Source organism: Cytobacillus sp. NCCP-133 (assembly GCF_026011715.1).
Taxonomy (GTDB): domain Bacteria; phylum Bacillota; class Bacilli; order Bacillales; family Cytobacillaceae; genus Cytobacillus.
This window is the reverse complement of sequence record NZ_BRVM01000004.1, coordinates 127,114-150,245: the sequence shown is the minus strand read 5'-3', so window position 1 is coordinate 150,245 and position 23,132 is coordinate 127,114. Positions and strand designations below refer to the sequence as shown.

At 41.1% G+C, this 23,132-nt stretch carries 21 protein-coding genes; all 21 read left to right on the top strand.

The features are described 5' to 3' along the window. Window positions 1–21 precede the first annotated feature (21 nt). The 21 genes from lepB (at window position 22) to fliI (ending at window position 23,128) form a co-directional block, all read left to right on the top strand. Window positions 22–573, top strand: a complete 552-nt coding sequence (lepB, locus tag NCCP133_RS07775) for a signal peptidase I (RefSeq protein WP_264804361.1) — start codon at window positions 22–24, stop codon at window positions 571–573. 64 nt (window positions 574–637) lie between these two features. Continuing rightward, a complete protein-coding gene (ylqF, locus tag NCCP133_RS07770; protein WP_264804360.1) occupies window positions 638–1,510 on the top strand; it encodes a ribosome biogenesis GTPase YlqF in 873 nt (290 codons plus the stop codon). An 87-nt stretch (window positions 1,511–1,597) separates the two neighbouring features. Then, entirely contained in the window at window positions 1,598–2,383 is a 786-nt protein-coding gene (locus NCCP133_RS07765; RefSeq protein WP_264804359.1) for a ribonuclease HII, read from the top strand. Window positions 2,384–2,387: 4 nt separating this feature from the next. Beyond that, a complete protein-coding gene (locus NCCP133_RS07760) occupies window positions 2,388–4,292 on the top strand; it encodes a hypothetical protein (RefSeq protein ID WP_264804358.1) in 1,905 nt (634 codons plus the stop codon). Continuing rightward, window positions 4,289–4,585, top strand: a complete 297-nt coding sequence (locus NCCP133_RS07755) for an EscU/YscU/HrcU family type III secretion system export apparatus switch protein (protein ID WP_264804357.1) — start codon at window positions 4,289–4,291, stop codon at window positions 4,583–4,585. The genes NCCP133_RS07760 and NCCP133_RS07755 overlap by 4 nt, the downstream gene beginning before the upstream one ends. 310 nt (window positions 4,586–4,895) lie before the next feature. Beyond that, on the top strand, window positions 4,896–6,056 hold the full coding sequence (gene sucC, locus NCCP133_RS07750) for an ADP-forming succinate--CoA ligase subunit beta (protein WP_264804356.1): 1,161 nt from the start codon (window positions 4,896–4,898) through the stop codon (window positions 6,054–6,056). Between the two features lie 138 nt (window positions 6,057–6,194). Next, the gene (sucD, locus tag NCCP133_RS07745; protein WP_264804355.1) at window positions 6,195–7,097 is read left to right on the top strand and encodes a succinate--CoA ligase subunit alpha; all 903 of its coding nucleotides are present in this window, start codon (window positions 6,195–6,197) and stop codon (window positions 7,095–7,097) included. A gap of 132 nt (window positions 7,098–7,229) precedes the next feature. Next, the gene (gene dprA / locus NCCP133_RS07740; RefSeq protein ID WP_264804354.1) at window positions 7,230–8,105 is read left to right on the top strand and encodes a DNA-processing protein DprA; all 876 of its coding nucleotides are present in this window, start codon (window positions 7,230–7,232) and stop codon (window positions 8,103–8,105) included. 745 nt (window positions 8,106–8,850) lie between these two features. Beyond that, window positions 8,851–10,926, top strand: coding sequence for a type I DNA topoisomerase (topA, locus tag NCCP133_RS07735; protein ID WP_264804353.1), 2,076 nt, complete (start codon window positions 8,851–8,853; stop codon window positions 10,924–10,926). Between the two features lie 332 nt (window positions 10,927–11,258). Continuing rightward, a complete protein-coding gene (gene trmFO, locus NCCP133_RS07730; RefSeq protein WP_264804352.1) occupies window positions 11,259–12,566 on the top strand; it encodes an FADH(2)-oxidizing methylenetetrahydrofolate--tRNA-(uracil(54)-C(5))-methyltransferase TrmFO in 1,308 nt (435 codons plus the stop codon). Between the two features lie 63 nt (window positions 12,567–12,629). Beyond that, window positions 12,630–13,532: a tyrosine recombinase XerC gene (gene xerC / locus NCCP133_RS07725; RefSeq protein WP_264804351.1), complete on the top strand. Its 903-nt coding sequence runs from the start codon at window positions 12,630–12,632 to the stop codon at window positions 13,530–13,532. Between the two features lie 65 nt (window positions 13,533–13,597). Next, window positions 13,598–14,140 carry an ATP-dependent protease subunit HslV gene (gene hslV / locus NCCP133_RS07720; protein ID WP_264804350.1) on the top strand — a complete coding sequence of 181 codons (543 nt, stop codon included), beginning with the start codon at window positions 13,598–13,600 and terminating at the stop codon, window positions 14,138–14,140. An 18-nt stretch (window positions 14,141–14,158) separates the two neighbouring features. Then, window positions 14,159–15,565: an HslU--HslV peptidase ATPase subunit gene (gene hslU, locus NCCP133_RS07715; RefSeq protein ID WP_264804349.1), complete on the top strand. Its 1,407-nt coding sequence runs from the start codon at window positions 14,159–14,161 to the stop codon at window positions 15,563–15,565. A 142-nt stretch (window positions 15,566–15,707) separates the two neighbouring features. Continuing rightward, on the top strand, window positions 15,708–16,487 hold the full coding sequence (codY, locus tag NCCP133_RS07710; protein ID WP_264804348.1) for a GTP-sensing pleiotropic transcriptional regulator CodY: 780 nt from the start codon (window positions 15,708–15,710) through the stop codon (window positions 16,485–16,487). Window positions 16,488–17,073: 586 nt separating this feature from the next. Then, a complete protein-coding gene (gene flgB / locus NCCP133_RS07705) occupies window positions 17,074–17,469 on the top strand; it encodes a flagellar basal body rod protein FlgB (protein WP_264804347.1) in 396 nt (131 codons plus the stop codon). A 2-nt stretch (window positions 17,470–17,471) separates the two neighbouring features. Beyond that, on the top strand, window positions 17,472–17,921 hold the full coding sequence (flgC, locus tag NCCP133_RS07700; RefSeq protein WP_264804346.1) for a flagellar basal body rod protein FlgC: 450 nt from the start codon (window positions 17,472–17,474) through the stop codon (window positions 17,919–17,921). A 14-nt stretch (window positions 17,922–17,935) separates the two neighbouring features. Beyond that, window positions 17,936–18,241 (top strand): flagellar hook-basal body complex protein FliE, encoded by a 306-nt coding sequence (gene fliE, locus NCCP133_RS07695; RefSeq protein ID WP_264804345.1) that lies wholly within the window; start codon window positions 17,936–17,938, stop codon window positions 18,239–18,241. A 170-nt stretch (window positions 18,242–18,411) separates the two neighbouring features. After that, window positions 18,412–20,019, top strand: a complete 1,608-nt coding sequence (gene fliF / locus NCCP133_RS07690) for a flagellar basal-body MS-ring/collar protein FliF (protein ID WP_264804344.1) — start codon at window positions 18,412–18,414, stop codon at window positions 20,017–20,019. Window positions 20,020–20,032: 13 nt separating this feature from the next. Further along, on the top strand, window positions 20,033–21,049 hold the full coding sequence (fliG, locus tag NCCP133_RS07685; RefSeq protein ID WP_264804343.1) for a flagellar motor switch protein FliG: 1,017 nt from the start codon (window positions 20,033–20,035) through the stop codon (window positions 21,047–21,049). Further along, window positions 21,033–21,815, top strand: coding sequence for a flagellar assembly protein FliH (gene fliH / locus NCCP133_RS07680; RefSeq protein WP_309298046.1), 783 nt, complete (start codon window positions 21,033–21,035; stop codon window positions 21,813–21,815). The genes fliG and fliH overlap by 17 nt, the downstream gene beginning before the upstream one ends. Beyond that, window positions 21,812–23,128 carry a flagellar protein export ATPase FliI gene (gene fliI, locus NCCP133_RS07675; protein ID WP_264804341.1) on the top strand — a complete coding sequence of 439 codons (1,317 nt, stop codon included), beginning with the start codon at window positions 21,812–21,814 and terminating at the stop codon, window positions 23,126–23,128. The genes fliH and fliI overlap by 4 nt, the downstream gene beginning before the upstream one ends. The last annotated feature ends 4 nt before the right edge of the window (window positions 23,129–23,132 follow it).

Sequence of the window (23,132 nt, the reverse complement as noted above, 5' to 3'; positions counted from 1 at the left end):
TGAAGAATGGTGGGGAATTGGATGGCAAAAAAGAAGAATGAATTGTGGGAATGGACAAAGGCGCTTGTGATCGCAGTCCTGCTAGCGGCAGTTATAAGATATTTTTTATTTGCGCCGATTGTGGTTGACGGCTTGTCCATGATGCCTACTTTGCATGATCAGGACAGAATGATTGTGAACAAATTCAGCTATAAAGTTGGAGAACCTGAACGATTTGATATAATTGTTTTTCATGCGCCTGAAAACAAGGATTATATTAAAAGGATAATAGGACTCCCCGGGGATAAGATTGAATACAAGAATGATACGCTTTATGTGAACGGCAAGGCATATGAAGAGCCTTATTTAGATGAGTATAAGAAACAGGTTATAGATGGACCGTTAACCGAACCGTTTAGCCTTAAAGAGAAGATTGGGCAGGAGACAGTTCCTGAGGGCCATCTGTTTGTTATGGGCGATAACCGCCGATTCAGTAAGGACAGCCGCCATATTGGGCCGGTTGCCATTGAAGAAGTGCTAGGAGATGCTGGCGTTATATATTGGCCAATAGAAGATATTCGCATTGTTAATTAACAAGTAAAAAACCAGGGGGCACCCTGGTTTTTAAAACAGAACATTTAACAGGGAGGTGCCAGCCTTGACCATCCAATGGTTTCCAGGCCATATGGCAAAAGCCCGCAGGCAGGTTACAGAAAAGCTGAAGCTGATAGATATTATCTTTGAATTAGTCGATGCGAGAATTCCATATTCTTCCAGAAATCCGATGATTGATGAAATTGTCCAGCATAAGCCGCGGCTTGTTCTGCTGAATAAAGCCGATATGGCTGATCGGGAAGCTACAAAGCAGTGGATTAGACACTTTGAAGAACAGGGCATCAAAGCGCTTGCGATTAATTCGCAGGCGGGACACGGCATGAAGGAAATTGTTTCTGCCTCACAGGAAATCCTCCAGGAGAAATTTGACCGCATGAAAGCAAAGGGTGTCAAACCGCGGGCTATTCGTGCCATGATTGTTGGTATTCCTAATGCCGGCAAATCGACCTTAATTAATCGGCTTGCCAAAAAGAATATCGCCAAGACAGGGAATACTCCCGGTGTTACCAAAGCTCAGCAGTGGATAAAAGTAGGCAAGGATTTGGAACTGCTGGACACCCCAGGCATTCTCTGGCCTAAATTTGAGGACCAGGAAGTTGGGCTAAAACTTGCATTGACTGGTGCAATCAAAGATACCATTTTGAATCTTCAGGATGTTGCCGTATATGCTTTGCGTTTTCTTGAAAAAAGGTATCCAGAAAAGATGAAAGAGCGGTATCAGCTTGAAGAAATCCCGGAAGATATTGTAGAACTGTTTGATAAAATAGGAAAGCTTCGCGGCTGTCTGATGGGCGGCGGAGAGATAAATTATGATAAAGTAACGGAATTGGTAATCAGAGAGTTCCGTTCAGAGAAACTGGGGCCAATCACATTAGAGCATCCTCAGGAAATGGCTGAGAAAAGTGAAGCCGAATAAGCTTGAATGGGGTCTTCTAAAAGTGGAAGGCCTTTATTTTTTTGAAGAAATGCCGATACATACATTAAATAGAAGAAGGAGCAAGAAATGGAAAGGTTAACGATTCGCCAGATTGATGAAAAACTTAATACGATCGACATACAGGACGATCCTTTTGTTCTTTCTATACAAAAAGATGACAGAAAAGGGGTGCAGAAGCTTTTAAATAAGTGGCATTCCCGGCAGCTGCTGCAGAAAAAGGTTTACGAGAAGCATATTGAGATGACACAATATGAAAACAGATACAGGTCTCAAGGTTTTCGGTTTATTGCAGGTATTGATGAAGTGGGCAGAGGCCCGCTTGCGGGGCCGGTCGTTGCCGCAGCAGTCATTTTGCCGAAATCTTTTTTTTTGCCGGGCCTTGATGATTCAAAAAAGATCTCGGAACAAAAAAGAAATAAATTTTACGAAGAAATTCAGGCTAAAGCTGAAGCGATTGGCATTGGCGTAATTGATCCGGAGGAAATTGACCGCATCAATATTTATGAGGCGACAAAAAAAGCGATGCTGTCAGCCATTAGCGGGTTGAATCTCAAGCCCGACTTTCTAATGGTGGACGCGATTAAACTTGTGACGCCTTTCCCGTTGGAAGCGATAATAAAGGGAGATGCCAAAAGTATATCGATTGCGGCAGCATCCATTATAGCAAAAGTCACTAGGGACCGCATGATGGCTGAAATTGCCTCAAGCTGCCCGCAATATGGGTTTGCACAAAATATGGGTTATGGGACAAAAGAGCATCTGAAAGCCATTAAAACACATGGCATAACTCCGCATCACCGGAAAAGTTTTGCTCCGGTCAAAGATTACATGCAGAAAGCGAATAGAAGGTGAAAGCATGAAGCCGTCTGAAATGATCCAAACATTAATAACGAAAGGCCTGAACCATTCAGGTAAGTCGATATCCCTTAGGCCTGGCCAAATTGTTCACGGAAAAATAACAAAGCTATTTCCTAATCAGACGGCAGAGGTCCAATTGGGCTCTCACAAAGTGATTGCGCAGCTTGAAACTCCTCTATCAGCCAATAGCAGGTACTGGTTTAAAGTACAGCCCGGTGAAGGAATGCTGCGCCTTAAGGTAATAGGGTCAGAAGCCAAAACGGATATTCCTTCGTCTATCGATAACCTTCTTAGCCAGCTTTCACTCCCTCAATCGAAAGAAAATAAAGGGCTTGTTTTATTTTTTCTTAAGGAGCAGCTGCCTATTACAGGCGAAATCCTGCAGCTTGTTTCCAGCTGGCTTAAGGATAGTGAATCGTATGAGGAAGGGCTTGATTCAGTGAAAGAGTTAATCGTCAGGCAATTGCCTTTAACAAAAGAGATTTTTTCATCTGTATCTTCCGCTATTAAGGGCGATTCGCTTTCAGTTCTGATGGAAAAACTGCTGCAGCAGCTAAAACAAATTGACCTTTCGCCAAGAGGCCAAAAAGTAAGCAACTTATTATGTGAATTAACAAAGCCAGCCCAAGAAAAATCCGGTGAATCAGCAGCAGTAAAACTGGTCGCAGAATGGCTGTTTCCAAAAAGTGATGCCCATTCGCATGCAGCTTTCAATATCCTGAAAGCACTTAAATTAGTGCCAGGTGATGCAAGTGAATCAGCAGCTTTGCTGAAGGCAATGAATGGCCTTTTGTCAAATAACGGTAGCCTGAACAAACCACCGGTAATTGAAACGGTAAAGGAACTTCTACAATCAAATTCTACCGGGAACAGGAAAGATTTTATTTTAAATATGGCGAAACTGAGCAGCTTGATTGGAAGGAATCAAGCACCAGCCAGCGGAATGCGACTGATTAACGAGATTCAAAGAATGATGCTTGAAACCCGAATAGGTCAAAACTCATTTCCGGCAGAAGAGAAAAGAATCCAGTCTATCATAAAAAGAACATTGCTTTTGAATAGAATTTCTATTGAAGGTGAACAAGGGCTGCGACATTCATTGATTTTCGGCGAAACTGCACTCAAGCAGTCCTCAAGAATGCTAGGCACCTTTATGGCAGGTGAAAACACTTCCTGGGATGAGGAGCTCCAATCGCAAGAAAGAGCTTTATTGGATGATGTAAAAAACAGCGGGCGAGCTGATAGCCGCTACCTGAATGATCAGCAAAGCATAAAAAGCCAATTGAAAAGTCTTATTCATGCATTGGGATTATCATATGAACATGAACTGACTATGTTGCTTAAACAGCCAGAGGGTGATGTATTAGGAAGATTAAACACACTTAAGCCGCTGCTGATAGGTCTTTTAAACGAAGAAATACCGCAGTCATCAATAGATGCTGCCGAAAAGCTTCTGCATAAAATAACAGGCTTCCAGGCTCTCTCACAGGAATCAGGACCGCAGCAGCACCTTGTCTTCCAGCTGCCTATTGCATTATGGGGGAAAGTAACTGATTTGACAATGCAGTGGAGCGGAAGGAAAACAGATAAGGGGCAGATTGATCCAAGCTATTGCCGTGTGCTTTTTTATCTAAACTTAGAGCATTTAAATGAAACAGTAGTTGATTTACATGTGCAAAACAGGGTTATAAATATAACCATTATTAATGAATCTGAGACTCTAAAAGTTCAAAGTGCTCCTTATATAGCGAGTTTAAAAGAAAATTTAGATAAACTGAGCTATAAAATGTCATCGATATCCTTTCAAAAGCCCGATTCAAATAACAGTCCTGCGGGGATCGGAAAGCAACTTCCTGCTTTTGTGCAGTCAAGCCAAACTACCGGAGTGGATTTAAAAGTATGAAAAGAGAGAATACTCGCTTAAGCAAAGAAGCGGTAGCACTAACATATGATTTCGAATCAGAATCTTCCCCAAGAGTTTCGGCAAAGGGGAAAGGTTTGGTTGCCGAAAACATTCTCACAAAAGCCAGGGAACACAATATCCCAGTTCAAGAGGACCGGACGCTGGTGGAACTGCTGGGAAAACTTGAAATAAATGAGAGAATACCTGAAGAACTGTTTCAGGCGGTTGCTGAGGTGTTTGCATTTATCTATAGGGCCGATCAAGAAGCGGGAAATAAACATAGGGAGAAATGATTTATTCTCCTATGCCTTTAACGAAAAAACAGAAACACCTTGATAATGCATTCACTGCAGGCGTGTCGGTTTATGTCTAATACTGGTAAATAAAATCTGTTCTTTCAGGCGATCTTTTTATTTTAATAAAATAATTTTGTGGGATTAAACGAGTAAAACAACTGTAATTTCAGGGGTTTTTCAGCCATTTTAATATTTAAAATTTTTAAAGAAATATTATATTTTAGAGTAAATGGTGGACAAGGGTAGTGTCATTTAATAAAATGAAAGCGCAGTATATTTTTTGAACAGTTAGATAGGAGGATGGGAAATGAATATACATGAGTATCAAGGTAAAGAAGTCCTCAGAAAATACGGGGTAGCCGTTCCAAACGGAAAAGTGGCATTTACAGTTGAGGAAGCTGTTGAAGCAGCCAAGGAACTAGGCACAGAGGTTTGTGTTGTTAAAGCTCAAATCCATGCTGGAGGGCGAGGAAAGGCTGGCGGTGTAAAAGTTGCCAAAAATCCAGAAGAAGTACGTACATATGCAAGTGAGATCTTAGGAAAAACACTTGTGACGCACCAAACTGGCCCGGAAGGTAAAGAAGTAAAACGCTTGCTTATTGAAGAAGGCTGTGACATTAAAAAAGAATACTATATTGGTTTAGTATTGGACCGTGCATCATCACGTGTTGTTTTAATGGCTTCTGAAGAGGGCGGAACAGAAATTGAAGAAGTGGCAGAACAAACGCCTGAAAAAATCTTTAAAGAAGAAATTGACCCAGTTCTTGGTTTGACTGCATTCCAGGCCCGCCGAATTGCTTTCAATATCAATATTCCAAGTGAGCTTGTCGGCCAGGCTGTCAAATTTATGATGGGATTATACAGAGCATACATCGACAAGGATTGCTCCATTGCAGAAATCAATCCGCTAGTTGTAACTGGAGACGGGAAGGTTATGGCATTGGACGCGAAATTGAACTTCGATTCAAACTCACTATATCGCCAAAAGGATATCCTTGCTCTTCGTGATCTTGAAGAGGAAGATGCAAAAGAAATCGAAGCCTCAAAATACGACTTAAGCTACATCTCCCTTGATGGAAATATCGGCTGCATGGTTAATGGAGCAGGTTTGGCGATGGCTACGATGGATATCGTTAAGCATTATGGCGGAGATCCGGCTAACTTCCTTGATGTTGGGGGCGGGGCTACAGCTGAGAAAGTAACAGAGGCTTTCAAAATCATCCTTTCTGATAAAAACGTAAAAGGTATTTTTGTTAATATCTTTGGCGGAATCATGAAATGTGACGTCATTGCTACTGGTGTAGTTGAAGCAGCGAAGCAAGTAGGCTTAAGTGTGCCTTTAGTTGTACGATTGGAAGGTACAAATGTAGAGCTGGGCAAGAAAATCCTTGCTGAATCTGATATTGACATCATCGCTGCTGAATCAATGGCTGACGGCGCGCAAAAGATCGTTTCATTAGTAGGCTAAAACTAAAAATTGAGCGGCCGTTCAGGTGCGCCAATATTAAGCAGGATTCCAGCAGGTTAAAATTATCCTGCTATTTGACGGGCTTACCTCTTGGCGACCCTTGGAATGGCACTCTTTAGACCAGAAAGGAGAATTAACGTGAGCGTATTTATTAATAAAGATACAAAAGTTATTGTTCAAGGGATTACAGGTTCGACTGCCCTTTTTCATACAAAGCAAATGCTTGAATACGGAACGCAAATTGTCGGCGGTGTAACTCCAGGAAAAGGCGGTACGGAAGTAGAAGGTGTTCCGGTTTTCAATACTGTGGAGGAAGCAGTTAAAGCAACAGGTGCTAACGCTTCTGTTATCTACGTTCCGGCTCCATTTGCTGCAGATGCGATTCTTGAAGCAGTAGATGCTGAGCTAGATCTTGCAATCTGTATCACAGAACATATTCCGGTATTGGATATGGTGAAAGTTAAGCGATATATGGAAGGCAAGAAAACTCGCCTTATAGGTCCGAACTGCCCAGGTGTAATTACTCCTGAAGAATGCAAAATCGGCATTATGCCTGGATACATCCATACTAAAGGGCATGTTGGGGTTGTTTCCCGCTCCGGAACTTTAACTTATGAAGCGGTACACCAGTTATCACATGCTGGAATCGGCCAGACTACTGCAGTTGGAATTGGTGGAGACCCAGTTAACGGAACAAACTTCATCGATGTACTAAAAGCGTTTAACGAAGATCCTGAAACATATGCTGTAATCATGATCGGAGAAATCGGCGGAACAGCTGAGGAAGAAGCTGCAGAGTGGGTTAAAGCTAACATGACTAAGCCTGTTGTAGGGTTTATTGGAGGACGCACTGCACCTCCAGGAAAGCGCATGGGCCATGCTGGCGCAATCATCTCAGGAGGAAAAGGAACTGCTGATGAAAAGATCCGTGTAATGAATGAGTGCGGAATTCAAGTAGCAGATACTCCATCCGTTATGGGTGAAACTTTAATCAAAGTTTTAAAAGAAAAAGGCCTTTACGATAAGTGTAAAACTCATTAATCTTATAGAAAATAAGCTAATCGCAGCTAGAGGAATAGTCCCCCTGTTATGGGGGGCTATTTCTACATTTTTAATTCCCCAAAACACCCCTTCTGTTTACCTTTCATCCACAATTAACCTAGGAGGTTCCCCATGGAAGAATTCAATATGAAGCTTGCTCATTTGCACCATTGCAGGGGCGTGAGCTGGAAAATGATATTATATATCCTTAAAAAAGATCCTCAATTGAAATCCCTTTACAATACTACGTTTTATCATTCCGGCTCCCCAATGTTTAATAATCAAGTGTCCCTTTCAGATGCTCTCCGAGACCTTCATTCAGAACAAATACATGAACAAATCCGCCAATACTCCCCTAATGGCATTAGAATGATCACTATATTTGACGATGATTATCCAGCCTTGCTTAAAGAGACATATCAGCCGCCTTGGATAATTTATGCAAAGGGAGATGTTAGCCTGTTAAAAATAGAACCCCATCTTGCCGTTGTCGGTTCAAGGCAGGCGACAGAATATGGAGAGAAAGTCATTGAATTCCTTTTTCCTAAACTGATTGAAAGCGGATTAATCATCGTTAGCGGGCTGGCAGCAGGAATAGATGCCATTGCGCATAGAGAAGCAATTAAAAATGGCGGAAAAACAATTGGAGTCATTGCAGGAGGTCTATTTCACATCTATCCTCAGGCTAATCAAAAACTCGCTTATGAAATGATGAAAAATCACCTCGTCATCTCTGAATACCCTCCTAATACACGGCCTTCCAGATGGCAGTTCCCCATGAGGAACCGCATAATAAGCGGTATTAGCAGAGGGACCTTAATCATACAGGCAAAAAGCAAAAGCGGATCTCTTATAACAGCTAACTATGCAGTGCAAGAAGGCAGGGATGTTTTCGCTGTTCCAGGAAATATTTTCAGTGCCTATTCAGCAGGTACTAATGAATTGATTCAGCATGGGGCAAAGCTTGTGAAAACAGCTGAAGACATACTGGCTGAGTTTAATTATTAAGCTCTTTTCGAAAGGTTTGTTGCTTTCGTGAAGCTAAATAAATTTACCCTCTGGCTGATAGTAGCAGAGGGCACTTGAGCCTCGAAAAATGCTACCGCATTTTCTTTGTGCTGTGCTGCTATTCAAGGAAGCGTACCCACAGGCGAAGCCGAGAAGGTTTTCATTCCTCCCCGCGGATTCGCTGAGAGCCTGCAGCGGTTATTAATGGGCAAAATTTATTAGCAATACTACAATCTTTGGAAAAGAGCCAATATTATCAACGCATAATCAGCGTTTTAACTTGATATATTGGAGTCTAAGTCTAGCTATAAAAAATCTTTTTTATTTGCTTATTTAAAGGATTTTTTACAAAAAGGTTGAAATTCTATTAAAACTGTTATACATTTTGCAACAGGTATCAGTATGAGTAACGGACCTTTAGATGTTCGGAATTTTGCCGAAACGCTGAGGACAGTTTCGAAAAAATGCCGTTTATGTTTGACAAACTTGATTAGAATGTAGAATAATAATGAATATTTCAAGAAGAAGTGCTGCATAGCTGTTTTAAGAGCAGCTGGCATATAAATGACCAATTAAAATAATGATGATGAAATCCGGCGCGTATTAAAATGCCTGCCGAACATGAGGATATATTCATTGCATTCAGTCCATTGATGCAAAGATCAATCTAGTAATAAGGTGAGCAGCAGTCCTTCAAAATTGATTTTGCTTGAATGTTAAAATTCCCTCTCAAGGAGGACTATTGATGTCAGAGTTTCTTGTAATTGTTGAGTCACCTGCAAAGGCGAAAACGATTGAACGTTATCTAGGAAAAAAATATAAAGTAAAAGCTTCCATGGGGCATGTGCGGGACTTGCCGAAGAGTCAAACAGGCATAGATGTGGAGAATAACTATGAGCCGAAGTACATAACCATTCGCGGAAAGGGCCCTGTGTTAAAAGAGCTCAAAACGGCAGCCAAAAAAGCCAAGAAAATTTACCTCGCGGCTGACCCTGATCGAGAAGGAGAGGCGATTGCCTGGCATTTGGCACATAGCTTGGATATGGATATTAAATCTGATTGCCGAGTAGTGTTTAATGAAATAACAAAGGATGCGATAAAGGAATCTTTTAAACATCCGAGGCCAATTAATATGGATCTGGTAGATGCACAGCAGGCAAGGAGGCTTCTTGATCGGCTGGTAGGCTATAATATTAGTCCTTTATTATGGAAGAAAGTAAAAAAAGGCTTAAGTGCAGGACGTGTGCAGTCTGTTGCAGTCCGATTAATAATTGACCGTGAGAAAGAAATTAAGAGCTTTATACCCGAGGAATACTGGTCCATCGATGGGGAGTTCTTGGAAGGAAAAACAGCGTTCGATGCAATATTCTATGGGTTGGATAATGAAAAGATTGAATTGAAATCTGAAAGTGATGTACAGGATATATTAAGTAAAATGAAGGGCAATAAATTTAAAGTTGCTTCAGTTATTAAGAAAGAACGCAAGCGCAACCCGGCTGCACCATTTACGACTTCATCACTCCAGCAGGAAGCAGCCAGAAAACTGAATTTCCGTGCTAAGAAAACAATGATGCTCGCCCAGCAGCTTTATGAAGGTATAGATCTTGGCAAAGAAGGTACAGTAGGTTTGATTACCTATATGAGAACTGATTCAACACGAATATCGGAAATCGCTCAAAATGAAGCAGCTGATTATATACAGAACACCTACGGCAAAGAGTTTTTGCAGAGTGAAAAGAAAAATGAAAAGAAAAACAGCAATGCCCAGGATGCCCATGAAGCCATTCGTCCTACAAGTACGTTAAAAGCACCAGCGAGTTTAAAAGAATATTTATCTCGAGACCAGCTAAGGCTCTATAGACTTATTTGGGAGCGTTTCGTCGCAAGCCAGATGGCGCCTGCAGTGATGGATACAATGAGTGTTGACCTTAAAAACGGTGAAGTTATTTTCAGGGCTACAGGCTCCAAAGTGAAATTTTCTGGTTTTATGAAGGTTTATGTTGAGGGAACAGATGATCAGTCAGAAGAAAAGGATAATATGCTTCCTGACCTAAAAGAAGGAGACGAGGTTCTTAAGAAGGATATTGAACCCAAGCAGCACTTTACCCAGCCTCCTCCAAGGTATACAGAGGCAAGACTTGTTAAAACTCTGGAAGAACAGGGAATTGGCCGTCCGTCGACTTTTGCTCCGACTTTGGATACCATCCAAAAACGTGGATACGTTGCTTTAGACAACAAACGTTTTGTTCCGACCGAGCTTGGTGAGATAGTTCATGAGCTGATGATTGAATTTTTTCCGGAAATCCTGGATATAGAATTCACCGCTAAAATGGAAAAAGACCTGGATTATGTGGAAGAAGGCAAAGTGAATTGGGTACAAATCATTGATGAATTCTACAGCGATTTTGAAAAGCGCCTTGAGAAGGCGGAGAAAGAAATGCAGGAAGTTGAAATCAAAGATGAACCTGCTGGGGAAGATTGCGAACAATGCGGAAGTCCGATGGTTTTCAAAATGGGACGCTACGGAAAGTTTATGGCCTGCAGCAATTTCCCTGACTGCCGGAATACAAAGCCGATTGTGAAAGAAATTGGTGTCAAGTGTCCGAAATGCAAAGAAGGAAATATAATAGAAAGAAAAAGCAAAAAACGCCGGATCTTTTATGGCTGTGACAGATTTCCTGAATGCGATTTTATTTCATGGGATAAACCGCTGGCAAGGAGCTGTCCGAAATGCGAAAACCTTCTTGTTGAGAAAAAGCTCAAAAAAGGTGTCCAGGTTCAGTGCGTAGAATGCGATTACAAAGAAGAAAAGCAAAGTTAAGGGTGGGCTTAAATGCTCACTCTTTTCTATTGCTGATGCAGCATCCAGTTTCTTTCCATTTAGCATCTTCTGCTTTTCTGTATTGTCCAGCTTCAGCGCCTAGCCCCTCGGGTGCAGGATGTGCTGACGTTAACGTAAACCACAGGAGGTGGCTGTATTTAATTTAAGTTCATTGATTCAAGGCGCTTCCGCTTTTCTATAATGCATGAAACTTTTTTATTTTTAATTCGTATTGTAAAATGGCAGAATGAATAAGAACAGGGTAAAGTAAGAGAGACTGTTTTTATATAAAGCGATCATTATGATCATAAGTATAGACGGAGGTTCGTATTATGGCAGATAAAGCAGTAAACGTAATCGGTGCGGGACTTGCAGGAAGTGAGGCCGCATGGCAGCTAGCGAGCAGGGGTATCAAGGTAAACTTGTATGAAATGAGGCCTGTCAAGCAGACTCCAGCCCATCACACAGATAAATTTGCAGAACTGGTTTGCAGTAACTCACTCCGTGCCAACACATTAACGAACGCTGTTGGGGTGCTAAAGGAAGAAATGCGCAAGCTGAACTCAGTCATTATCCATTCGGCTGATAGAAGTGCGGTTCCGGCTGGCGGAGCGCTTGCGGTTGACCGCCATGACTTCGCAGCGCGCGTAACAGATCAGGTTAAACAGCATCCAAATGTTACTGTAATTAATGAAGAAGTCTCAGATATACCAGAAGATCCGACTGTTATTGCCACAGGCCCGCTTACAAGTGAAGCTTTATCGGGAAAATTAAAGGAACTCTCGGGGGAAGATTATTTATATTTTTATGATGCTGCTGCCCCAATTATTGAAAAAGACTCGATTGATTTGGATAAAGTCTACCTGAAATCACGATATGACAAAGGTGAAGCTGCATACTTAAACTGTCCAATGACAGAGGAAGAGTTTGGGCGGTTTTATGAAGCGCTGACTTCTGCTGAAACAGTGCCATTAAAAGCGTTTGAAAAGGAAGTATTCTTTGAAGGCTGTATGCCAATAGAGGTTATGGCAAATCGGGGGAAGAAGACGATGCTCTTTGGCCCGATGAAGCCGGTAGGTTTAGAAGATCCAAAAACAGGAAAAAGACCTTATGCTGTAGTACAGCTCCGCCAGGATGATGCTGCAGGAACGCTTTATAATATTGTCGGATTTCAAACTCATTTAAAATGGGGGCCGCAAAAGGAAGTAATCCGCCTAATACCTGGTCTTGAAAATGCAGAAATTGTTCGGTACGGTGTCATGCACCGCAATACTTTTATTAACTCTCCAAAGGTTCTGCGTGCAACCTACCAGTTTAAAAATCGTGATGATCTTTTCTTTGCAGGCCAAATGACTGGGGTTGAAGGCTATGTGGAATCTGCAGCAAGCGGACTTGTTGCCGGCATTAACGCGGCAAGGCTTATAAAAGGCGAAGAGCCGGTTGAGTTTCCTTTCGAAACCGCGATAGGCAGTATGGCCCGGTATATCACAACTGCTAACCCTAAAAATTTCCAGCCGATGAACGCTAACTTTGGCCTATTCCCGGATCTTCCTGTAAAAATTAAAGGAAAAATAGAAAGAAATGAACAGCATGCAAATAGAGCTTTGGAAACAATTCAGAACTTTGTGAAAAATTTGTAAATTATATTGCATGGTCTATCGAATTGTGATACTATTTAGAAGCCCTTGCGAGGTGAATAAATAATGACCGAAAATGTGAACGTTTTTTTAAAGATGTTTATTGAATATTTACAAATTGAAAAAAACTATTCACAATATACAATTGAACATTATCACCATGATATTAGTGAATTCTTTATGTTCATGTCTGAACAAGCTATACCGGATTTGAGGACTGTTGAATATCAGGATATCAGGGTTTTTCTAACCATTCTCTTTGAAAAGAAGATGGCCAGAAAATCAGTGGCCCGGAAAATCTCAAGCTTAAGAAGCTTTTATAGATTTTTACAAAGAGAAGAACTTGTAGCTGAAAATCCTTTTTCCCTTGTCTCGATCCCAAAAGCAGAAAAAAAGCTTCCTGAATTTTTCTATGAAGAGGAATTGCAGCAGCTTTTTGAAGCTTGTAATGGAACCAATCCGCTTGGACAAAGAAATAAAGCAGTGCTTGAACTCTTATATGCAACAGGTATGCGTGTAAGTGAATGCAGTCAAATTCGCCTGAAAGATTTAGATATGTACTTATCTACGGTTCTAGTGCGCGGCAAGGGCAGCAAGGAACGCTATATCCCATTTGGAAGTTTTGCACAGGATGCACTTGAAAATTACATAGAAGATGGGCGAAAAGAGTTATTGACTAAAGGCATTGCTTCAGAAAACTTATTTCTTAATGCGCGCGGAGGGCCTCTGACAGCAAGAGGCATCAGGGGAATTCTCAATAAGCTAATTGAAAATTCTACTTTAACCGGGAAGATTCACCCTCATATGCTGCGCCATACATTTGCTACACACCTAATGGCAAATGGAGCTGATATGAGAACAGTCCAGGAACTACTGGGACATGCGTTTTTATCTTCGACCCAGGTATATACACATGTAACTAATGAATATTTAAAGAAAACATATATGGCCCACCATCCTAGGGCTTAACATCAAACGTATTAAGTTTAACAGAGCTAAAGTTAATAGCTAATGCTCCAAAGGAGGAGTCTTTCATGTCTGAATTTCATGCTACTACGATATTTGCTGTACATCATAATGGGAAATGCGCGATGTCCGGGGATGGCCAAGTTACCTTTGGCAATGCGGTTGTGATGAAACACACTGCAAGAAAAGTAAGAAAGCTATTTAATGGAAAGGTACTAGCTGGGTTTGCGGGCTCAGTAGCCGATGCATTTACCTTATTTGAAATGTTTGAAGGAAAGCTGGAAGAATACAATGGGAACCTTGAGAGAGCTGCAGTAGAGCTGGCAAAACAATGGAGAAGCGATAAAGTTTTACGCAAGCTTGAAGCAATGTTAATCGTTATGAACACAGAAAGTCTTCTGCTGGTTTCAGGTACGGGTGAAGTTATAGAACCGGATGATGGGATTCTGGCTATTGGATCAGGGGGCAATTATGCACTGGCAGCTGGGCGCTCATTAAAGAGGTTTGCGGGTGAACATCTATCAGCCAGAGAAATAGCAAAGGCTTCGCTGGAAATGGCTGCTGAAATATGTGTATACACAAACAATAATATCATTGTAGAAGAACTCTAACAAAAGGAGTGCTGTTACATGGGTAATGGGACAAATTTAACGCCCCGCCAGATTGTCGAACGGCTGGACCAATTTATCATAGGACAAAAAGATGCGAAAAAAGCGGTAGCTGTTGCTCTTAGAAATCGATACCGCCGCAGTTTACTTGAAGAAGAACTGCGTGATGAAATTAATCCGAAAAATATTTTAATGATTGGTCCTACTGGTGTAGGGAAGACGGAAATCGCTCGCCGTATGGCAAAATTGGTTGGTGCCCCGTTTATCAAGATAGAAGCAACTAAGTTTACTGAAGTCGGCTATGTCGGCAGAGATGTTGAATCAATGGTCAGAGATCTTGTGGAAACATCCGTCCGGCTGGTGAAAGAAGAAAAAATGTCGAGTGTTAAAGAAAGAGCCGAAGAAAGTGCTAATGGCCGTATTCTCGAACTGCTTGTACCAGGCGCTAAAAAGTCAGCTAATTATAAAAATCCTCTAGAGATGCTATTTGGAGGAGGAAATGATCAGCAGCAGCAGGACACGTACCAAACAGAAGATTTAAATCTTCAGGAAAAGCGCCAGATTGTAAAAGAAAAACTTGTGCTTGGAGAACTGGAAAATGAGATTATCATGGTAGAAGTAGAAGAACAGCAGCCATCTATGTTTGATATGCTACAGGGGTCCGGGATGGAGCAGATGGGCATGAATATGCAGGATGCTCTTGGCAGCCTGATGCCCAAGCGCAGAAAAAAGAGAAAGCTAACTGTGCGTGAAGCAAGAAAGGTCTTAACAAATGAGGAAGCCCAGAAGCTGATTGATATGGATGAAGTCAGCCAGGAAGCAGTCCGCCGTGCAGAACAGTCTGGAATAATATTTATTGATGAAATCGATAAAATTGCCAGCAAAAACACCGGAGGTTCTTCGGCAGATGTTTCAAGGGAAGGTGTTCAAAGAGATATCCTTCCGGTTGTGGAAGGTTCAACTGTAGTGACTAAATACGGTTCGGTTAAAACAGACCATGTCTTATTTATTGCAGCAGGCGCATTTCACATGGCAAAACCTTCTGATCTTATTCCTGAATTGCAAGGGCGTTTTCCAATTCGGGTTGAGCTTACTAAGCTTACAGTGGAAGACTTTTATAAAATTTTAGTAGAGCCTGATAATGCTCTAATAAAACAATATGAAGCATTGTTGGTAACGGAAGGTATACAAATTGAATTTTCTGACGATGCTATTCGTAGGATTGCTGAATTTGCATTCGATGTAAATCAAAATACTGATAACATTGGAGCAAGACGACTCCATACAATTATGGAAAAACTTCTTGAGGATTTATCCTTTGAAGCACCAGATATAACATTGGAAAAAATTACGATCACACCTCAGTATGTTGAGGAAAAACTCGGGGCCATTTCACGCAATAAGGATTTAAGCCAGTTTATTCTTTAATGGTAGCATTTGTTTGAATGTCCACCTTAAAGGGTAGACGAAAAAAAGAATCCTACATTGGAGTAAAAGCTCTTAATAGAAATAAGATATTTAATCTTAACAAAATATATGTAATGGGCTGTAGTAAATAGGAGGAAGTAGAATGGATTTATTAACAAAAACAAGAAAAATTAATGCAATGCTTCAAAGAGCAGCCGGTAAACCGGTTAACTTTAAAGAAATGGCGGAAACATTAAGTGATGTAATCGAAGCGAACATTTTCGTAGTAAGCCGCCGAGGAAAACTTCTTGGTTTTGCAGTAAACCAGCAGATTGAGAATGAGCGGATGAAACAAATGCTGGCTGATCGTCAATTTCCTGAACAATATACGAAGAACCTTTTCAACATTCAGGAAACCTCTTCAAACCTGGATGTGGAAAGCGAATACACAGCGTTCCCTATCGAAAACAAGGATCTTTTCGCTAATGGTTTAACGACAATTGTCCCTATTATTGGCGGCGGTGAGCGCCTTGGAACGCTAATCCTTGCGAGATTGCAGGAGCAATTCCATGATGATGACCTAATTCTTGCTGAATACGGCGCAACGGTTGTAGGTATGGAAATTCTGCGTGAAAAAGCGGAAGAAATCGAAGAAGAAGCGCGAAGCAAGGCTGTTGTACAAATGGCAATCAGTTCCTTATCTTATAGTGAGCTTGAAGCAATTGAACATATTTTTGAAGAGCTTAACGGCAACGAGGGGCTGCTTGTTGCATCAAAAATTGCCGACCGTGTTGGCATCACACGTTCGGTTATCGTAAATGCCCTGCGAAAACTTGAAAGTGCCGGTGTAATAGAATCCCGCTCACTTGGAATGAAAGGAACATATATAAAAGTTCTGAACGATAAATTCTTAGTTGAGCTAGAAAAACTTAAGTCCAACTAAGCTGAAACCCGTCAAAATGACGGGTTTCTTTTGTGCTATCAGAATTTATATCCTTTTGAACTTAGAGAACTGTCTGGCTCCAGACTTCTCGCCTCTCGGGTCTAAGCCTTTATCGTTTAGAAAGAAAAACCATCTTCTTACAGGGATTGACTTATGCGCTTGTATCCGATAGGCGGCTGCCTTGCGATTTTCTTACAGATTTATTACAAAGTTTATTGGTAAATATATGTAATTAGTAAAAAAATGATAAGGTAGAAATGCTTATTTCCTTATCTATTTTTTATAGGTGATTCAACTGTTAGGCATAAAGACTTATGATAAGGGAGATTACATATAAAGATGAATTGCTAACATAAAAGGAATATAAAATTTTACAAAAAAAACCAAATAAAAAGTGAAACTTTCAGCACATTTTAAATATTTGTCGAAAATAGGACTAAAGAATCATTAATATTTACATGATGTACATAGACATATTATTTCATATTCATTACAATAATGTTTATGATGACATAATTTGTCCATTATCACCAAAATTCTACAAGAATTACCAGGTAGTGAGATGTGAAAATATGAGGTGTGAGTTTTGAAAATGTTTTCAGGAACGATTTCCACAATTGAACGTGCTTTAGATTACTCTTCATTAAAGCAAAAAGTTATTTCACAAAATATCGCCAATGTGGATACACCAAACTATAGAGCTAAAGATGTAAGCTTTAAAGAGGTTTTTCAGCAGGTGGTTCATGGCCCGCTCGAAGCCAATAAAAGTGATACCAGACACTATGATTTTAATGGCGGACCATCTTCCTTGCAGGGTGTAGTGACAAAAAAGAATGTTTCATATAACCATAATGGAAACAGTGTAGATTTAGATAAAGAAATGTCGGATCTTGCGACAAACCAAATTTACTATCATGCAATGATTGAAAGAATGAGCGGGAAGTTTTCCAGTCTGCAAAATGTCATTAGAGGAGGGAAATAGGCATGACGATTTTTCATAGTATGAACAATACCGCCTCTGCCCTCACTGCACAAAGACTGCGGATGGATGTGATATCATCTAACTTAGCAAATGCAGATTCTGCCAGGAGTGTAAACGGAGACGGGCCATACAGAAGAAAGTCAGTTGTTTTAGAGCCGAAAGAGAGCCAGTTTTCATCCTATTTAAACAAAGCAATGGGCAAAGGAAGCGGCTCAGTCGGCAGCGGGGTGAAGGTTTCCAGAATTGTAGAGGATAAGGAAACACCGACAAAAATGGTGTATGATCCTGCGCATGCGGATGCAGATGCAAATGGATTTGTTGAAATGCCAAACGTTGACCCGCTTAGGGAAATGGTGGATTTAATAAGTGCAACAAGATCATATGAAGCGAATGTAACCGTTTTTAATGCCACAAAAGGCATGATGATGAAAGCGTTAGAAATAGGCAAATAGGGAGAAGTTTTTAAATGAATAAAATTACTTTTATGCCGGTGCTTTCTTTAAAACCGGCTGAAAACGCAAAGACCCATACACATACAGCATACGAAGCTCAGAAAAGTTTTTCGTCGGTATTAAAGCAATCAATTGAAAAAATAAATGAATCACAAATCCAGTCAGATGCCATGACGGAAAAACTGGCAAGGGGCGAGAATATTGATCTCCATCAAGTTATGATAACGTCCCAAAAAGCCAGTATTACAATGCAGGCTGCACTGGAAGTTCGTAATAAGGTGATTGAAGCTTACCAGGAAACAATGAGAATGCAAGTTTAATAGCAAGCAGAAACTGCATTCTTTTTTAAATGCCATAATGCCAAATTGAAAAGCTGACGAACCATATTTCAAGAGCGTGCTTTTCAATTTTTTAATGTATTGCACACGATTAAAGCTAAAAACTTGTGAATTACGGTTATTAGCTTAGACAGAATAACCGGAGGATTGTGATGAATGAGTCGTTTCAAAGATATTTAGTAAGAATAAAGGAATATTGGGCCTGCAGGACAAAAAAACAGAAAACGATCATAATTGGTTCCGTTGCCTTCTTTATTTTGCTGGTAATCCTTGCTTCAGTGCTGGCAACCCGAACAACTCTTTTACCTTTATACAGCAATTTGACGCCATCTGAAACAGGCACGATAAAAGAGAGCCTGGACAGCAGGGGAATACAATCTGAAATTACAGACGGAGGTACAACGATTAAAGTACCGGAAGAAGTAGTGGATACTTTGAAAGTTGAGCTTGCAGCCGAGGGCATTCCTAAATCAGGGAGTATTGATTACTCTTTCTTTAGCCAAAACGCTGGTATTGGAATGACGGAAAACGAATTTAATGTTTTGAAATTGGATGCCATGCAAACGGAGCTCGCCAATTTGATGAAGGGAATCGACGGAGTCAATGACGCGAAAGTGATGATTAATCTTCCGGAAAAGGGTATTTTTGTCAATGACCTTTCTGAAGAAGCCTCCGCCTCCATTGTGCTCAACACCAAAGCAGGGTATCAATTTGAAGAATCCCAGATACAGGCCTTATATCATCTAGTGGCGAAAAGCATTCCAAATCTTCCTACAGATAATATCGTCATTACCAATCAGTTTTTTGAGTACTTTGATTTAAAAAGCAATCAAAATTCTTCACCTGGAAGCACATTTGCTGCCCAGCATGAAATAAAAAAGGAAATTGAAAGAGATGTGCAGCGGCAAGTACAAAATATGCTGGGCACCTTAATGGGACATGACAAGGTCGTTGTTTCTGTAACTGCTGACATTGATTTTACTCAAGAAAATAGAGAGGAAAACCTTGTAGCTCCAGTTGATGAAGAAAATATGGAAGGTATTGCAATTAGTGCACAGAAAATTACCGAAACCTTTACAGGAAACGGAGAAGCTGCCGGCGGATTTACGCCAGCTGGAGGAAATGATGAACCCGCTGGAACAGATGCACCTGAATATCTGGAAAACGGTGCTGCTAACGGTGACTATGAACGAATAGAAGAAACAATTAATAATGAAGTGAACAAAATCCGCAAAGAAATAGTCGAAAGTCCATATAAGGTTAGAGATCTCGGTATCCAGGTAATGGTCGAACCGCCTGCAGCAGATGATCCCGCTTCGCTTCCGCAGGAAAGAATCAATGATATCACCCAAATTCTTGGAACCATTGTCCGCACAACGATAAATAAGGATGCTGCGGATGCTGATTTAACTGATGAGGCTATACAGGATAAGATTGTTGTCTCTGTCCAGCCGTTTAACGGCAAGGTTGAATTTCCTAATGAAACTGTCCCGGTTCTGCCATGGTGGATCTATGCAGTGGGGGGAGTTCTTTTAATAATCATTGCTTTATTAATATTCCTTATTGCAAAAGCCAGGAAGAAACAAAAGCAAAAAGAGGAAGAAACAGCAGCCAAAGTCCAAGAAACCTTTAATGTACCTGATGTTAATGAAGAACATGAAACAGAAAGTACGATGAGGCGCAAGCAACTTGAAAAAATGGCAAAAGAAAAGCCGGAGGACTTTGCAAAGTTATTGCGGACTTGGATTGCTGATGACTAAGGAGGAAGGGAAAATGCCAAAAAAAGAACAAAAAGAGTTATCAGGCAAACAAAAGGCAGCTATTCTTCTAATCTCGCTTGGTCCTGATGTAGCCTCCTCCGTTTATAAGCATTTAAGTGAAGAGGAAATTGAAAAATTAACATTAGAAATTTCAGGAGTCCGCAAAGTGGATTCCTTTGCGAAAGAAGATGTGCTTGAAGAATTTCACCAAATTGCACTTGCACAGGATTATATTTCTCAAGGCGGAATCGGGTATGCGAAAACTGTCCTTGAAAGAGCCCTTGGAATTGAGCAGGCGTCTGCCATTATCAATAGGCTTACATCTTCACTCCAAGTAAGGCCATTTGACTTTGCCCGAAAAGCGGATCCTGCTCAAATCTTAAATTTCATTCAAAATGAACATCCGCAAACGATTTCCTTAATTTTGTCTTATTTGGATCCACCCCAGGCAGGTCAAATTTTATCCGAACTGCCACAGGAGATGCAGGCAGATATCGCCAGAAGAATTGCCGTAATGGATAGCACGTCTCCTGAAATTATTAACGAAGTGGAACAGATACTTGAGAGGAAGCTTTCATCTACAGTAACTCAGGATTATACACAAACGGGCGGCATCGAATCAGTTGTCGATGTTCTGAATGGCGTTGACCGTTCTACTGAACGAACCATACTCGATGCATTGGAAATTCAAGATCCGGAACTTGCTGAGGAAATTAAAAAGAGAATGTTTGTATTTGAAGACATTGTTACATTGGATAGCCGTGCAATCCAGCGTGTAATCAGGGATTGTGAAAGCGAGGATCTTATGCTTTCACTGAAGGTATCCAGTGATGAAGTGAAAGAAATTGTATTTAAAAATATGTCCTCAAGAATGGTGGAAACCTTTAAGGATGAAATGGAATACATGGGACCAGTAAGGCTAAGGGATGTTGAAGAAGCACAATCAAGAATTGTAGGCATCATCCGCAGACTGGAAGAGTCAGGTGAGATTATCGTCGCCCGCGGCGGGGGAGATGATATTATTGTCTAGATTAATAAAATCGATCTCTGCCAGCCAATTACAAGAGGAAAAGAAAATCATCTCTATTAGAATGCTTGATAGTCATATAAAAGCAGAGCATGAGCCTGAGCAAAATTTTAGCCATTCAGAAGCTCAGTTGGAAGAGATGCTGCAAGGAGCACGCCTAGAAGCGGAAGCCATTGTGGAGACTGCAAAATTAGATGCAGAAAAAATCTATCAGCAAATGAAGCAGCAAAGGGACGAACTTGAACAGGAAAGAAAAGCTGTTTTTGACGAAGCGCGCAAGCAAGGCTACGCTGCAGGAGTGAAAGAGGGAAAGCAAAGCAGTGTAAAAGAATATTCGGAATTAATCCAGTCTGCAAAAGAGATTATTAATACTGCTAAGAATGATTATCAAATGCATATTGAGTCGTCTGAGCATACAATTTTAAATCTAGGGCTAAAAGCTGCAGGGAAGATTCTTGGGCAGGTTCTTGATCAGAATAATGAGGAATTTCTCTCTATAGTCAAAAGGGCCCTTAAAGAAGCAAGGGAATATAGGGAAATACAGCTTCATGTAAACCCTGTTCATTATCATCTGCTGTTATCCCATAAAGAAGAGCTAAATAGGGTCTTTCCAAAGGAAACAGATTTATATATTTATCCTGACGAGGAACTCAGTAATACAAGCTGTATAATCCAATCCGCCAATGGGCGAATTGAGGCCGGCGTGGATAGCCAGCTTGAAGAGATAAAGAGAAGGCTTTTCGAACTGCTGGAGAGTGAAGAGGAATGAAGCTTGAGGACTTAATAAAGCAAATAGACCAAATTGACAGCTATAAGAGGTTTGGGAGAGTTAAGAGAGTCGTGGGGCTGATGATAGAATCACAGGGCCCTGAAAGCTCAGTGGGAGATGTTTGCTGTATCCATATCGGCAAAGGCCGAACCAGAAAGATACAAGCCGAAGTAGTCGGCTTTAAAGATGAAAATGTCATCCTAATGCCATACACAGATGTTCAGGATATTTCTCCAGGCTGTATTGTGGAGGCAACATCCAAGCCCCTGGAAATTAAAATTGGTCCTGCATTGATCGGACAGGTGATTGACTCAATTGGGCGTCCCCTTGATGGCTCTCAGCTGCCTAAAGGCCTTACACCTGTATTAACTGAACAGTCACCTCCCAATCCTTTGAGCAGGCCGCCAATCTCGGAACCTATTGAAGCAGGGGTACGGTTGATTGATAGTCTTTTGACCGTAGGCATTGGGCAAAGAGTGGGGATATTTGCCGGCAGCGGTGTAGGGAAAAGTACACTTCTTGGAATGATTGCACGCAATACTAATGCTGATTTGAATGTTATAGCGCTGATTGGGGAGCGGGGCAGAGAGGTACGTGAATTTATTGAGAGGGATTTGGGCCCGGAAGGTTTGAAGAGATCGATCGTTGTTGTAGCTACATCTGACCAGCCGGCTTTAATGAGGATTAAGGGTGCATCCACAGCAACTGCAATTGCAGAGTACTTTCGGGATAAAGGGATGAATGTCTTGCTAATGATGGACTCCGTAACACGTGTGGCAATGGCGCAGCGGGAGGTTGGACTGGCCGTTGGCGAACCCCCGACAACTAAAGGGTATACTCCTTCTGTATTTTCGGTCCTCCCTAAACTGCTGGAAAGAACAGGAACAAATCAGCATGGATCGATTACGGCATTCTATACTGTCCTGGTTGATGGTGATGATATGAATGAGCCGATCGCAGATACAGTCAGGGGAATCCTTGATGGGCATTTTGTTTTAGATCGGGCACTTGCCAATAAAGGGCAGTTTCCAGCCATAAATGTCCTTAAGAGTGTCAGCAGGGTCATGAATCACATTGCTGATGCAGAACACATCAAATCTGCTGAAAAAGTAAGAGAAATGCTCAGTACCTATATAAATTCCGAGGATTTAATTAATATCGGTGCCTATAAGCGCGGGTCTTCTGTGGAGATTGATGAGGCCATTAGGTTATATCCTTCGATTATCTCTTTCATGAAGCAAGGAACGGATGAGAAAATTTCTATCTTGGAAAGCATTGGCCAATTAAAAGGAATAGCTGGAAGAGGAGAATAATGGA